Origin of the sequence: Acidovorax sp. A1169, from assembly GCF_030704685.1 — a bacterium.
Lineage (GTDB): Bacteria > Pseudomonadota > Gammaproteobacteria > Burkholderiales > Burkholderiaceae_C > Acidovorax.
The window spans coordinates 474154-488515 of sequence record NZ_JAUZDX010000001.1; the positions used below are offsets into that span (position 1 = coordinate 474154).

12 protein-coding genes are annotated in these 14362 nt (G+C 68.9%); 4 read left to right on the top strand and 8 right to left on the bottom strand.

All coding sequences use genetic code 11. The annotated features are described in order from the left end of the window. Positions 1–141 precede the first annotated feature (141 nt). Together QYL93_RS02185 and QYL93_RS02190 are read left to right on the top strand one after the other, a co-directional pair. On the top strand, positions 142–1251 hold the full coding sequence (locus QYL93_RS02185; RefSeq protein WP_305742108.1) for a TRAP transporter substrate-binding protein: 1110 nt from the start codon (positions 142–144) through the stop codon (positions 1249–1251). Next, entirely contained in the window at positions 1248–3908 is a 2661-nt protein-coding gene (locus tag QYL93_RS02190; protein ID WP_305742109.1) for an EAL domain-containing protein, read from the top strand. Before QYL93_RS02185 ends, QYL93_RS02190 begins: the two co-directional genes overlap by 4 nt. Before the next feature lie 37 nt (positions 3909–3945). Here the strand turns inward: QYL93_RS02190 and QYL93_RS02195 are convergent, their stop codons facing one another. Next, positions 3946–4845, bottom strand: coding sequence for a DMT family transporter (locus tag QYL93_RS02195; RefSeq protein WP_305742110.1), 900 nt, complete (start codon positions 4843–4845; stop codon positions 3946–3948). Between the two features lie 92 nt (positions 4846–4937). Here QYL93_RS02195 and QYL93_RS02200 point away from each other — a divergent pair, with 92 nt between their 5' ends. After that, positions 4938–5921, top strand: a complete 984-nt coding sequence (locus QYL93_RS02200; protein ID WP_305742111.1) for a quinone oxidoreductase — start codon at positions 4938–4940, stop codon at positions 5919–5921. Further along, the gene (locus QYL93_RS02205; RefSeq protein WP_305742112.1) at positions 5918–6724 is read left to right on the top strand and encodes an NUDIX domain-containing protein; all 807 of its coding nucleotides are present in this window, start codon (positions 5918–5920) and stop codon (positions 6722–6724) included. Before QYL93_RS02200 ends, QYL93_RS02205 begins: the two co-directional genes overlap by 4 nt. A gap of 21 nt (positions 6725–6745) precedes the next feature. Here the strand turns inward: QYL93_RS02205 and QYL93_RS02210 are convergent, their stop codons facing one another. The 7 genes from QYL93_RS02210 to QYL93_RS02240 all read right to left on the bottom strand — a co-directional run bounded on the left by QYL93_RS02210 (position 6746) and on the right by QYL93_RS02240 (position 14312). Continuing rightward, positions 6746–8404, bottom strand: coding sequence for a Na/Pi cotransporter family protein (locus tag QYL93_RS02210; RefSeq protein ID WP_305742113.1), 1659 nt, complete (start codon positions 8402–8404; stop codon positions 6746–6748). Positions 8405–8723: 319 nt separating this feature from the next. Beyond that, positions 8724–9551, bottom strand: a complete 828-nt coding sequence (locus QYL93_RS02215; RefSeq protein ID WP_305742114.1) for a phosphodiesterase — start codon at positions 9549–9551, stop codon at positions 8724–8726. A gap of 18 nt (positions 9552–9569) precedes the next feature. After that, positions 9570–10637 (bottom strand): ABC transporter ATP-binding protein, encoded by a 1068-nt coding sequence (locus QYL93_RS02220; protein ID WP_305742115.1) that lies wholly within the window; start codon positions 10635–10637, stop codon positions 9570–9572. Next, positions 10627–11424 carry an ABC transporter permease gene (locus QYL93_RS02225; RefSeq protein WP_305742116.1) on the bottom strand — a complete coding sequence of 266 codons (798 nt, stop codon included), beginning with the start codon at positions 11422–11424 and terminating at the stop codon, positions 10627–10629. Before QYL93_RS02225 ends, QYL93_RS02220 begins: the two co-directional genes overlap by 11 nt. 10 nt (positions 11425–11434) lie before the next feature. Next, positions 11435–12250, bottom strand: coding sequence for an ABC transporter permease (locus QYL93_RS02230; protein ID WP_305742117.1), 816 nt, complete (start codon positions 12248–12250; stop codon positions 11435–11437). 5 nt (positions 12251–12255) lie between these two features. After that, the gene (locus QYL93_RS02235; RefSeq protein WP_305742118.1) at positions 12256–13272 is read right to left on the bottom strand and encodes an ABC transporter substrate-binding protein; all 1017 of its coding nucleotides are present in this window, start codon (positions 13270–13272) and stop codon (positions 12256–12258) included. Between the two features lie 47 nt (positions 13273–13319). Beyond that, the gene (locus QYL93_RS02240; protein WP_305742119.1) at positions 13320–14312 is read right to left on the bottom strand and encodes a LacI family DNA-binding transcriptional regulator; all 993 of its coding nucleotides are present in this window, start codon (positions 14310–14312) and stop codon (positions 13320–13322) included. Positions 14313–14362 lie beyond the last annotated feature (50 nt).

The following is a 14362-nucleotide window of genomic DNA, read 5'->3' on the forward strand; positions in this document are numbered from 1 at the left end:
CAGCGTGTTTTCCCGGTATTGAATGGGGTTCGCAAAGGCACAATGGACTGGTAACCCTACCGTTGTGCGTTGTGTTTTGCGCACATTTTTTCCATACTTTGGGAAACTAGGACGAAAAATAAGGCCGGAGATACCAACGCCATGAACCTGTCCCGTGTCCTGACAAGCCGATTCGCCGCACTGGCCCTGCTGGGAGCCAGCGTGTGGGCGTGCGGCAGCGGCGCGGTCTGGGCCCAGGCGGGCGGGGCTGCACCGGCTGCCAAGACCCTTGCGCCCTACAAGCTGCGCATCGTGGGTGGCCTGGCCAGCATCAACCAATACACGCGGCAGGAAGAGCCTTTCTGGAGCAAGGACCTGGCGCGCCTGAGCGGTGGCAAGTTCGAGGCCGAGATCGTGCCTTTCGACCGTGCTGGCGTGCCCGGCGGGGAGATGTTGCGTCTGCTGCAGCTCGGGGTGGTGCCCTTCGGCACCACGCTGATGAGTTCCTTTTCGGCCCAGTACCCGGAGTACACGGCGCCCGACCTCGCGGGGCTCAACCCCGACATTGCCACGCTTAAGACCACCGTGGCCGCGTTTCGTCCCTATCTGGAAAAGGCCCTGCGTGACCAGCACGGGGTCGAGGCCCTGGCCATCTATGTCTACCCGGCCCAGGTGGTCTTCTGCAAGAAGCCCCTGCGCAACCTGGCCGACCTGTCGGGCCGGCGCATCCGTGTCTCCTCGTCCAGCCAGGCCGATTTCGTCGGGGCGCTGGGCGGCATCCCCGTGCTCACGGGCTTTGCGCAGATCGTGACCAGCCTGTCGGCCGGCAACACCGAGTGTGCGATCACCGGCACCATGTCGGGCAACACCCTGGGCCTGCACACCATGACCTCGCACCTGCACGCATTGCCGGTGACCTGGGGCCTGGCGGTGTTTGCCGCCAACCAGGCGGCCTGGGAGGCCTTGCCGCCGGATCTGCGGGCACTGCTGCGCCGCGAGCTGCCCCGGCTGGAGGCTGCGATCTGGGAGGAGGCCGAGCGCGAGACCGCGGACGGCATGGCCTGCAACCGCGGAGCGGCCAGCTGCAGCGGCGGGCGCAAGGGCGGCATGGTCATCGTGCCTGTGTCGGAGCAGGACGAGAAGAGCCGCCGCGAGATCCTGGCCTCCACGGTGCTGCCGCGCTGGGTGCAGCGCTGCGGCCCGCGCTGCGCAGATATCTGGAACCGAACCATCGGGCCCGTGCGCGGCCTGGCCGCGGCGCCTGGCAAATGAACCCATCCTCGCCCGCGCGCATCAAGATCTACGTCTCGGGGGCGGTGGCGTTCTTCCTCGCGTCGGTGGCACTGGTGGCGGCCGCGCTGGTCTGGAATGCGCGCCAGGTGGCGCTGGCCGACAGCGCCACGCAGGCCACGCGCTTCGTGGCCGGGGCCGAGGCGGCGCTCAACCGTTCGCTGCTCTCCGTGGACGTGCTGCTGGCCAGCATGGACGAACTGCTGGGGCTGTCGGCCGCCATGGTGGACTGGATCGACTCCGACAGCGCCAGCCAGCGCCTGCGCAGCTCGGCCCGCCAGAACCTCATGGTGCGCTACGTGGCGCTGGTGGATGCCCAGGGCAAGGTGATCGCATCCTCCGACGCGGCCGGCAGCCGGCTCGCGCTGGACCTGCCGTCCGGCTTTCTGGACGAGGTGCTGCGCCAGTCGGTCTCGACCCTGATGGTCAGCCAGCCGGTGGTGAGCTTTGCCAGCGCCGAGCGGGTGCTGTATTTTGCGCGCCACCTGAAGATGGCCGACAGCTCGCGCGTGGTGGCGTTGGCCGAGTTGCCCGTGGCCTCGCTCAGTTCGGTGCTGGTGCAGGGCGTGGACATCAGCGGCCTGCAGGTCACGATGGAGCGTGCGGGGGGGCAGATGCTGCTGAGCGTGCCCGGCCGCGAGGACGTCGTCACCCACACCCTGTTACCGCCGCTCGATACCCTGGACGACAGCGGCCCGCAATGGCGCGCCCCGGCGCGCCTGAGCGGCGAGGTCGCGCTGGTGGTGTACCGGCCCATCCTGTACCAGGACCTGCGCATCTCGGCCAGCATCCCGCAGAGCGATGCCCTGGCCTCCTGGCGCACCGAGCGCAATGCCGTGGCCTTCACGGCGCTCGCGTTTCTGGCCATGATCCTGGCGGCAGGCGGGTTCGCCCTGCGCTACATCGACCGCATGACGCAGGCACGCCTGGCCATTGCCCAGAGCAAGGCCACGCTGGACCAGGCCCTCGAATCGATGGTCAGCGGCTTTGTGCTGCTCGATGGCGCGCAGCGCGTTGTGCAATGGAACCGGCGCTTCGAGGAGATCTTTCCCTGGCTCCAGCCCATGCTGGCGCCGCAGGTGCCGTTCCGCAAGGTATTGGAAGAAAAGGCCCGGCACCACCTGCCGCACGCCTCCGACTCGGAGCGTGCGCTGTGGATAGAGCACCGCCTGGCGCTGCAATTGCAGCCGCAGGGGCCGCACGAGCAATCGCTGCCCGATGGCCGCGTGATTCAGATCACCGAGCGGGTGACGCCGGAGTCGGGGCTGGTCATCACCTACCACGACGTGACCGAATTGCGCCAGGCCAGTGCCGAGATCGAGAGCCTGGCCTTCTTCGACCCCCTGACCAACCTGCCCAACCGGCGCCTGCTGATGGACCGCATGCAGCAGGCCACGGCCGCCAGCGTGCGCAGCGGCCAGCACGGCGCCCTGCTGTTCCTGGACCTGGACCACTTCAAGACGCTCAACGACACCCTGGGCCATGAGGTGGGGGACATGCTGCTGCGCCAGGTGGCGCAGCGCCTGAAGGCCTGCGTGCGGCGCGAAGACACGGTGGCCCGCCTGGGCGGGGACGAATTCGTGGTGATGCTCAGCGACCTGTCGGAGCACAGCAGCGAGGCCGCCGCCTATGCCCGCCGGGTGGGCCAGAAGATCCTGCGCAAGCTCAACCAGCCCTACACGCTGGGCACGCACACCTACCACAGCACCCCCAGCATCGGCGCCACGCTGATGGGGGGCGCCATGCAGCCTTCGGTGGACCTGCTCAAGCAGGCCGACATCGCCATGTACCAGGTCAAGTCCCAGGGCCGCAATGCGCTGTGCTTCTTCGACCCGCAGATGCAGATCGCGATCAGCCAGCGTGCGCAGCTCGAGAGCGACCTGCAGGCGGCGCTGACCGGCCGCCAGTTCGTGCTGCACTACCAGCCCCAGTTCCACCTGGATGGCCGCATCGTCGGGGCCGAGGCGCTGATCCGCTGGCGCCACCCGGAGCGGGGCCTGATCGGGCCGGGCCACTTCATCGGCGTGGCCGAGGAGAGCGAGCTCATCGTGCCCATGGGCCACTGGGTGCTGCGCACGGCCTGCGAGCAACTGGCCACCTGGCAGGGCGACGCGCGCTACCGGCATGTGCAGCTGTCGGTCAACGTCAGTGCGCGGCAGTTCCGCCAGCGCGATTTCGTGGCCCGGGTGGTCGAGGTGCTGCGCGAGACCGGGGCCCGCCCGCACCTGCTCAAGCTCGAACTCACCGAGTCCCTGGTGCTCGACAACGTGGACGACACCATCGCCAAGATGGGCCTGCTCAAGACCAAGGGCGTGCGCTTCTCGGTGGACGATTTCGGCACCGGCTATTCGTCGCTGGCCTACCTCACACGCCTGCCGCTGGACCAGCTCAAGATCGACCAGTCCTTCGTGCGCAACCTGGGCGTCAAGCACACCGACGACGTGATCGTGCAGACCATCATCGGCATGGCGCGCAACCTGGAGCTCGACGTGATTGCCGAGGGCGTCGAGACCCAGGCGCAAAAGGATTTCCTGGCCCTGCACGGCTGCCAGTTCTTCCAGGGCTACCTGATGGGCCGCCCCGTGCCGGTGGCCGACCTGGAGAGTCTGCTGGGCGCTGCAAGCACGGCAATGGCCTGAGGGCAGGTGCGCTCAGACCCCTCGTGGCGCGCGCGGCTCAGCGTCTTGAGGACACCACGATGCCGCCCACGATGAGCGCGAAGGCCACGCCGTGGAACAGCTGCGGCGTGTCGCCCAGGAAGGCCGCCGACAGCAGGGCCGCGAACAGTGGCGTGAGGTTCACGAAAAAGCTCGCCAGGGCCGGCCCGGCGCGCTGCACCCCCACGCCCCAGAAGCGGTAGGCCAGCACGGCAGGCCCCACGGCGATGAAGGCCAGCGCGGCAATCAAAGGCCAGCCCCATTCGATGTGCGTGCGCCCGCTGGCCCATTCGGCTCCCGCGAACGAGCCCGACCAGGCCAGGCCGAAGACCATCTGCGCCATCAGGAACGCCGCCCAGTCGCCGCGGATGGAGACCGGCTCGCGCGTGCCCGAGAGCATCCAGCTGTAGAACGCCCAGGAGATGGTGGCCAGCACCATGAACAGGTCTCCCAGCACCAGGCGCAGGGCCAGCAACTGGCCCCACTCGCCACGGCTGAGCACCAGCAGCACCCCGCACATGGACAGAAAGGCCCCTGCCACTTGGCGGCGCGTGACTGACGCGCCGAAGAACAGCGCGCCCACCGCCAGCATCCAGACCGGCATGCTCGACCCTACCAAGGTGGCGTTGATGGGCGTGGAAGTCTGCAGTGCCATGTACTGCAGCGCGTTGTACAAGCCCACGCCGAGCAGGCCCAGCAATGCATAGCGGCGCCAGTGTGCCCACAGCGGGCTGTCCCGGCGCAGCACGGCGTGCGCCAGCGGCAGCAAAATGAAAAAGGCCAGCACCCAGCGGATGAAGTTCAGGGTGAGGGGCGGGATCAGGTCGTGCACCAGCCGGCCGACCACGGCATTGCCGGCCCAGAGCAGTGGCGGTACCACCAGCAGCGCCGCAGTGCCGGGCGTGAGTCTTTGCGTCATGCCGTGACTGTATCTGCCTGCGGCGGGCAAGACTTGCAGATTCATGGCAGGATGGCCGCCGTTTGTCCCACCCGTTACAGGAGACCGATCCCATGAGCCTCGCCGTCCAGATCCGCCAGCATGGCGGTCCCGAAGAACTCCACCTCGTCGATGTCACCGTGGGCGAGCCCGGCCCGGGCGAGATCCGCATCCGTCACCATGCCATCGGCCTGAACTTCATCGACGTGTACCACCGCACGGGCCTGTACCCCCTGAACATGCCCGCCACCATCGGCATGGAGGCGGCCGGCGTGGTCGAGGCCGTGGGCGAGGGGGTTACGCACCTCAAGGTGGGCGACCGCGCCGCCTATGCCAGCCAGCCGCCCGGCAGCTACTGCGAACTGCGCGTGATGCCCGCCAAGTGCGTCTGCAAGCTGCCCGATGCCATCAGCTTCGAGACCGGCGCAGCCATGATGCTCAAGGGCCTCACGGCGCAGTACCTGCTCAAGAAGACGCTGCCGGTGCAGGGCCTGCAGGCCGGCGACCATGTGCTCTTCCACGCCGCCGCTGGCGGTGTGGGCCTGATCGCCAGCCAGTGGGCCAAGGCCCTGGGCCTGCAGCTCATCGGCACCGCCGGCACCGATGCCAAGTGCCAGCTGGCGCTGGCCAATGGCGCGGCCCACGCCATCAACTACAACACCGAGGACTTTGCGGCCCGCGTCAAGGAGATCACCGGCGGGCAGGGCGTGAAGGTGGTGTACGACTCGGTGGGCAAGGACACCTGGGACAAGTCGCTCGAATGCCTGCGTCCCTTCGGCCTGATGGCCAGCTTCGGCAATGCCTCGGGCCCCGTGCCGCCTTTCGCACCGGGCTCGCTGGGTGCCAAGGGCTCGCTGTACGTCACGCGCCAGACCCTGTTCACCCACATCGCCACGCGCGAGAGCACGCAGGCCATGGCCGACGACCTGTTCGCCGTGGTGGCCAGCGGCCAGGTGAAGATCCACATCGACCAGCGCTACCCGCTGGCCGAGGTGCAGCAGGCGCACCGCGACCTCGAAGGCCGCAAGACCACCGGCTGCACCATCCTCACGCTGTGAGCACGCCCGCGCAGACCATTGCCGGTTGGCTGGCGGCGGCGCGGCTTGCAGCCCAGCAGCCGCCGGCACAGGCCCGGTTGCCGCTGCAGGTGGCAGGGCAGGTGGTGGGCTCGGTGGCTGAAGGCGTGCTGGATACGGTGGCCCCTGCGCTGGAGGGCGGCCATCGCCTGCACAGGGCGGCAGGCGGCTGGCACCTTGATGGCCAGGCCACGGCCGGCCTCAATGCCATCGCCGCCGTGCTGCGCGCCCGGGGCCAGTGCGGCCCCTGGCGCAATGAGCAATTGGCCGTGCCCAACGCCCAGGGCGAGGTGATCGCCACCGTGGAGCGGGGCGCCGTGCGCGTGCTGGGCATCGCCACGCGGGCCGTGCACCTGGTGGGCCTGGCGCCCGGCGGGCGCATGTGGGTGCAGCTGCGCTCGCGCAGCAAGCCCAACAACCCTGGCATGTGGGACACGCTGATGGGGGGCATGGTCTCGGCCGCCGATACGCTGGTCGAAGCCCTGGCACGCGAGACCTGGGAAGAGGCGGGGCTGCATGTGTCGGACCTGGCACAGGTGGCCCACGGTGGCCATGTGCTCTTTGGCCGCCCCAGCCGCGAGGGCGGCGGCATCGGCTACATGGTCGAGCGCATCGACTGGTTCCGGGCCACGGTGCCCGAGGGCATGGAGCCTGCCAACCAGGATGGCGAGGTGGAGCGCTTCGAGTTGCTGGACCTGGATCAAGTACAGCAGCGGGTGGCCCAGGGCGGCTTTACCCAGGAGGCGGGGCTGGTGATCGGCGGCTACCTGGATTCCAACGCCTGACGGCGATCGCCGCAGCGCGCCTCAGTCTGTGGTGGTCGCCGCGCGCAGCCGGCTCGGCGCCAGCGCCCCTGCCGATTCCAGGATCGGGTAGGCCACCGAGCACAGCAGCGAGTTGATGCGCTTGAGCTCGCTGATCAGGTCGATGTGCAGCGAGCTGGTCTCGATGCTCTGCACCGTGTTGTCCGACAGGCGCACCAGGTGGGTGGCCGAATAGGCGCGCTCCAGGTCGCGAAAGCGGGCTTTTTCCTCCAGCAGCTTCTGCGCATCGCGCACGTTGCCGTTGAGGAAGACGCTCATTGCCAGGCGCAGGTTGTCCAGCAGGCGGGCGTGCAGCTCGTTGATCTCTTCCATCCCGGCCTCGGAGAAGTGGCGGCCCTTCTTGATCTTCTTGTCCTCGATGTCGATCAGCACGCGCTCGATGATGTCGCCGATCTGCTCCATGTTGATGGTGAAGCTGATGATGTCGGCCCAGCGCCGGCCTTCGCGTTCGTCAAGGGCCTCACGCGAGATCTTGGTCAGGTAGTACTTGATGGCCGAGTACAGGCCGTCCACCTCGTCGTCGAGCTTGCGCAGGTCCTGCGCGAGCTTGAGGTCGTCGGTGCGGATCACGGTGTGCAGGCCGATCATCATGGACTCGACCACGTCGGCCTGGTGCAGGGCCTCGCGTGCCGCGCACGAGATGGCCAGCGATGGGGTGGCCAGCGCCGAAGGGTCCAGGTGCTTGGGGCGTGCCCCGGCAGCGGACGCCTGTGCGTCCGGCTGCGGCAACAGCCGCTGCACGGCTCGGGCGACGGCGCCGGTCAGGCCGATGCAGATGATGCCCACCACCACGTTGAAGGCCAGGTGGAACAGCACCACCAGCGTGGCCGTGTCGGGGACGTACGGCCGCACGTGCTGCAGCCACAGGCCGGTGAGCGGCGTCATGATGGCCACGCCGATGATCTTGAAGAACAGGTTGCCCAGGGGCACCTGGCGCGTCTGCACATTCGCCTTCATGGTGGTCAGCACGGCCAGCAGGCCACTGCCCAGGTTGGCTCCGATCACGAGGCCCAGCGCCACGTCCACCGGAATGCCGCCGGAGCCGGCCAGGGTGGCGGTCAGCAGCACGGTGGCCAGGCTGGAGTAGGCCACCACGGCCAGCACGGCGCCCGTGAAGATCTCCAGCAGCAGGTCGCTGGTGAGCGCGCCCAGCAAGGTGCGCACCGTGGGCGATTGCGTCAGCACGGTGGTGGATTCGGTGATCAGGCGCAGTGCCAGCAGCATCAGGCCGAGCCCGATCAGCACCCGGCCCACGCGGCCTGCGGCGGTGTCCTTGCGGGTAATGAACAGCACTACCCCGACGAAGATGAACAGCGGCGACAGCCACGACAGGTCCATCGCGAAGACGACCGCCATCACGCTGGTACCCACGTCGGCCCCGAGCATCACGGCCAGGGCGGCGGGCAGGGTCACCAGCCCCTGGCCCACGAACGAGGACACGATGAGCGCGGTGGCCGTGCTCGACTGCACCAGCGCCGTGACCCCAATGCCCGACAGCACGGCGGTGATGCGTGTGCTGACGCTGTGGGCGATCAGCTGGCGCAGGTTGGCGCCGAACACGCGCAGGATGCCGGTGCGCACCAGGTGCGTGCCCCAGATCAGCAGCGCAACGGCGGCCAGGAGATTCAGGAGATGCTTCATGAGTAAACGCTAACTTTTCTTATTTTTGACCTGCACTGTGAAGCACGTGCCATGCCCGCTGCGGCTGCCTTGGGGGCAGGCTGGTGTGGCCCGGAAACGGGCGCGGGAAAGGTTTGCGAGGCCGAAAGGCCGGCACTGCAGCAAAAGCGGCAGACCGCAAACCAGGGAAGCGCCCGTTTTAGTCACAAAACTGTCACATTACGGACGCTCTAGCATACTCCTGAATCCATAGCACAGGAATCATGTCCATGACACGGCAAGGTGTGTTGCTCCGGCCGGGCTGGAAAAAGGGCGCGGTGCCCCCGGGTGCCGGGCGACCTCAGTCAATCAGCTGTCCGCCGTCGTGGAAGGGATAGGGCCCTTCGTACAGCCCGCTGGCCCCGGTATGGCTCACCAGGCGCCCCCCCTGGGGCAGCGCATGCAGGCCGAAGCCGGGGGGCTCCAGCGTCCAGGCCGAGGCGGCGTCGGGCGCCAGGTCCAGGCAGACCTGGTGGGCCGGCGAGGGCACGGTCATGGCGATGGAGCCGCCAAAGCGCACCTGGATGCTGCGGTGCAGGTGGCCGCAGACGATGCGTTCCACGTTAGGGTGCTGCGCCACCAGGGCTTCGAGTTCTGCCGCGCCGCTCAGCAGGCCGATGGTGTCCATGTGGCCGATCAGCGTCTGAAAAGGCGGGTGGTGCATGGCGATCACCACGGGGCGGTGGCGGTGCGCATCGAGCGCGTCGGCCAGCCAGGCCAGGCGTTCGCGGCACAGGCTGCCTTCGCTGGCGCCGGGTACCACGGTGTCCAGCGCGATCAGGGTCAGGCCGCCGACCGGCACGCAGTACTGCACGAAGCCTTCGGTGCCCAGGTAGCCGTGCTCCGCAAAGCTCTGGCGCAGCTGGGCGCGTTCGTCGTGGTTGCCGGGCAGCAGGTAGGTCGGCATGGCACCCAGCGGTGACAGCAGCGCGCGCAGGTGCGCGTACTCGGCCGCGCGGCCGAAGTCCGTCAGGTCGCCGGTGATCACCAGCGCGTCGGGCCGCTGCGGCAGGCGCAGGATGGCCTGTACCGCCTGCGCGAGGTAGGGCGCGGTGTTGATGCGGCCATAGGCCAGGCGCCCGGGCTCGCGGATATGCAGGTCGGACAGTTGCAGCAGCAAGGTGGTCATGGGAGTGCGTGGAAGGGGTCAGGAAGCCCCGTGGCTGGGCATGAGGTGCTCGGGGCGGATGCGGATGGCCACCTGCTGGCCCTGGCGGGCCGGGTGGTCGCGGGCCACCTCGGCCTGCAGCGGGGGCTGGCCGGTCAGCGCCAGGGTGAGCTGTACACGCTCGCCCAGGAAGCTGCGGCGCGTGACTTCGGCGCGGCCCCAGCCGTCGCCGCCCTCAGGGTCGACCTGCACCTCGATGTCCTCGGGCCGCACCAGCAACACGGTGTCGGCCGCGCAGGCGGCGGGGCAGGGCAGCTCGATGCCGCCCAGGGGCAGCACCTGGCGCTGGCGGGCCGCCTCGTCGCGCTGCAGCCGGTTCACCCGGCCCAGGAAGGCGGCCACGAAGGGGTGGGCCGGCGTGCGGTACAGCGTCTCGCCATCGCCCACCTGCACGATGCGGCCGGCCTGCATCACCGCCAGGCGGTCGGCAATGGCCAGGGCCTCCTGCTGGTCGTGCGTGACGTGGATGGCCGTGATATGCAGGCGGCGCAGCAGCTCGGCCAGCTCGTCGCGCAGCGACTCCTTGAGCTTGGCGTCCAGTGCGGTCAGCGGTTCGTCGAGCAGCAACACGCGCGGCCGCACGGCCACGGCGCGCGCCAGGGCCACGCGCTGGCGCTGGCCGCCCGAGAGCTCGGCGGGGCGCTTGTTCTCCAGCCCATTCAGGCGCACCAGGTCCACCAGCTCGCCCACCACGCGGCGCTCTTCGGCCGCATCGGTGCCGCGGATGCGCAGGCCGTAGCCGATGTTGGCGGCCACCGTCATCTGCGGGAACAGCGCGTAGTGCTGGAACACCATGCCGATGCCGCGCCGCTCGATGGGCAGTTGCGTCACGTCCGTGCCGCCAAAGGCGATGCGGCTGCCCGCGTCGGGCGACTCCAGCCCCGCGATCAGGCGCAGCAGCGTGGTCTTGCCGCAGCCCGAGGGGCCCAGCAGCGCCAGTACTTCACCGGGCTCCACCGTGAGGTCGGTAGGCTGCAGGCCGCGTGTGCCGTCGGCATAGGTCTTCGCGCACTGGACCACGTCCACGCGCGTGCGTTCAAGTTCCATGGTGTTTCTCGATGAAGGTGCCGACGGCCTGCAGGCCCCACAGCACGGGCAGGATGACGATCAGGAAGACCAGGGTGTAGGCCGAGCCGATCTCGATGCGCATGGAGGCATAGCTGTCCGCCAGGCCCACGGGCAGCGTGCGCGTGAGCGGGGTGTGCAGCATCCAGGTCAGGTTGAACTCGCCCACCGAGAGCGTGAACACCATCAGGCTGCCGGCAACGATGGCCGGCAGCACGGCGGGCACCAGCACTCCGAGAAAGCGCTGCGCGAAGCTGGCCCCCAGCGAGCGCGCCGCCTCTTCGAGCGAGCGCAGTTCGCCCTTCTGGAAGGCCGAACCCACCGTGCGCACCATGAAGGGCAGCGTGAACACCATGTGCCCGACCAGGATGAAGGCGAAGCTCTGGCGAAATCCCTGCAGCGTGCCGTAGGCCAGTATCAGCGCCAGCGCGCTGGCCAGCCCGGGCACGGCCACGGGCAGGGTCAGCAGTTCCTCGAACAGCCGCGCCCAGCGCGAGCGGCTGCGCGCCAGCGCATAGGCGCAGGGCACTCCGATGAGCAGGTTGCCCAGCACGCACAGCAGTGCCAGCAGCAACGATGCACCGACGGTGCCGCCATAGTTCTCCCACACCTCGGAGAGCCAGCGCAGCGTGAGACCGCTTTTGAGGCCAGCGCTGTAGTTGTTCACCAGCCCGGCCATGACCGACAGGGCGATGGGGGCGAGCATGAACAGGGCCACCAAGGCCGTGAGCGCCACCAGGGACCAGGGGGCTTGTCGTGCGTTTCTCATGGTCGATTTTTCAGAAGGCCGAGGTGCCGGACGCACGGCGTGCGGCCCAGAGCACCAGCCAGGTGATGAGCCCCAGCGTGATCGACAGGCTGGCCGCCAGCGCGAAGTTGGCGTAGTTGGTGAACTCGTTGTAGATGGTGATGGGCAGCACCTCGAACTTGCTGGCCAGCGTGAAGGCTGTGCCGAACGCCCCCATGGCGGTGGCGAAGACGATGGCACCGCAGGCCAGCGTGGTGGTGGCCAGCTCGGGCAGCCACACATCGCGCGCCACGCGCGAGCGCGAGGCACCGAGCGACCGGGCGGCCTCTTCCAGGGCGGCGTCCATGGCACCCGCTGCGGCGGTGTAGGTGGCAATCGCGCGCGGCAGCGAGAAATACAGGTAGGCCAGGAACAGGCCTGCCAGGCCGTAGGCGAAGGTGATGCGGCCCAGGCCCAGCGCGTCCGTCAGGTCCGCCACGAGCCCCTGGCGACCGCCCAGCAAAATCATGAAGAAGCCCACGATCACCCCGGGGAAGGACAGCGGCAGTGTGAGCAGCGACAGCAGCAGCTGCCGCCCGCGAAAGCGCTGGCGCGCCAGCGTGATGCCCACCAGGGCGCCCAGCACCAGCGTGGCCAGCGTGACAGCGAGCGACAGGCCCAGCGTCTGCAGCAGGCTCTGCAGGTAGCGGGCGTTGGTCAGCACAGCGAAATAGCTGGCCCAGCCCTTGCCTGCCGGCAGCGCCAGCAGCAGGGCCACGGGCAGCAGCCAGAAGGCCGCGAAGAAGGCCACGGCCGGCGCGGCGCAGGCAAGCAGCAGCGTGCGCGAGGGAGCGAAGCCGTGGCGCATCAGGATCACTTCACTTCTGCGAGGTAGCGGTCCGAGAACGCCTTCTGCACCGCGGCCATGCGGCCATAGTCCACCGTCTTGGCGCGGGCATATTCGCTGGCGGGCAGGAAGCGCGCCTGCACCTCCTTGGGCATGGCGCTGGCGCGCACCGGGCGCAGGTAGGCATTGGCCCACAGGGCCTGGCCTTCGTCGGAGAGCACGAAGTCCAGCACCTTCTTGCCCTCTGCGGCATGGGGCGCGCCGGCCACCAGGCTCATCACGTAGGGCACCACCAGCGTGCCCTCGGCAGGGATCACGAACTGCACGTTGGCCTGGTCCTTGTACCTGGCGCGGTAGGCGTTGAAGTCGTAGTCCAGCAGGATCGCGATCTCGCCCGAGAGCACGCGCGCATAGGAGGTCTGCTTGGGCACGATGGGCTCGTTCTTCTGCAGCGCCTTGAAGTAGTCGATGCCGGGGCCGAAATTCTCCAGCGTGCCGCCGCGCGCCTGGTTGGCCGCCACCGCACCCACGTAGCCCACGAAGGCCGAGGCCGGGTCCAGGTAGCCGATGAGGCCCTTGTAGTCGGGCTTGAGCAGGTCGGCCCAGGATTGCGGCACGGGCTTGCCCTTGAGTGCATCCACGTTGACCATGAAACCGAGCGTGCCCGAGTGGATGGTGAACCAGTGGCCGGCCGGGTCCTTGAGGCCGTCGGGAATGTCCTTCCACGCCGCAGGCGGCTGGTAGGTGGTGACCAGGCCATCCTTGTGCGCCTGGATGGCGAAGGTCACGCCCAGGTAGGTCACGTCGGCCACGGGGCTGGCCTTCTCGGCCGTCATCTGCGCCAGCGACTGGCCCGAGTTCTTGTTGTCCGGCGGCACGGTGATGCCGGTCTTGGCCTTGATGGCCTTGATCTGGCTGCCCCAGTCGGCCCATTCGGGCGGGCAGTTGTAGCAGATGGCCGTTTGCGCCATGGCCGCGCCGCTGGCCGCCAGGCCGAGGGCGAGCGCCGCGGCGCGCATGAATGGGGTGAGCGGGAATGTCATCGAGAACTCCTGTGATCAGAGGTGGCGGGGAACGTGGGTGAAAGGGGTCAGGCGTGCGCGCAGGATTCGCCGGTGCGAAAGTGGTGGGCCAGCGTGAGCCCGGCATCGGGCGCCAGCGGTGCGCCGCTGGCCATGGCCTGCACCAGCAGCTGCACGCTGCAGCGGCCGATGTCGGCGTTGGGCTGGGCCACGGTGCTCAGCATGGGCGTGAGGTCTTCGCCCAGGGCGATGCCGTCGAAGCCCGCCACGCTCAGGTCGCGCGGCACGGCCAGCCCGGCCAGGTGGGCAGCGCGGATGCTGCGGATGGCCAGCAGGTCGTTGGAGCACACCAGGGCCGTGGGGCGGCCCGGCGCCTGCAGCAGGGCCGTGACGTCCTGCACGGCGGTCTCGACAAAGGGCACTTCGAGCACCGGCCCCTCGGGCAGGCCGGCGGCGGCCATGCCGCTGTGAAAGCCCCGGCTGCGCTGCTGCGCCCGGTCCGATGCGGCAAGCTGGCCGCTGACCATGGTGATGCGCCGGTGCCCGAGCGAGACCAGATGGGCCACCAGCTCGGCCACGGCCTGCTCGCCATCCACCGAGACGCAGGGATGGTCCGGGTGCCGGTTGTAGGCCAGCACGTAGGGCAGCCCGGCTTCGGCCAGGCGCTGCAGCGCGCTCGATGTGGCGGGGTTGGAGACCACGAGGACCATGCCGTCCACGTTGCCGGCCAGGAGCAAGTGCACGGCACGGTCTTCCTGGGCGATCTGGTAGTCGGTGGCAAACGGCAGGATGGCGTAGCCGGCCGCGACGGCCGCCTGGGCCAGGCCCTGCAGGCATTCGGCAAACACCGGGTTGAGCAGGGTGGGCAGCACCACGCCGATGACGCGGCTGCGCTGGGTGCGCAAGGTGCGCGCGCTGGCGTTGGGCAGGTAGCCCAACGCCTGGGCGACCTGCTCCACATGCCCGCGCGTGGCCGGCGTCACCTTGTCGGGCAGGTTGAAGACCCGCGACACGGTGGCGACCGACACGCCCGCCTGGCGGGCCACGTCCTGGATGCTCATGGAACCTCGTTGCAATGTAAACGTTTACATTGGAGCGAAGCCGTGTGACG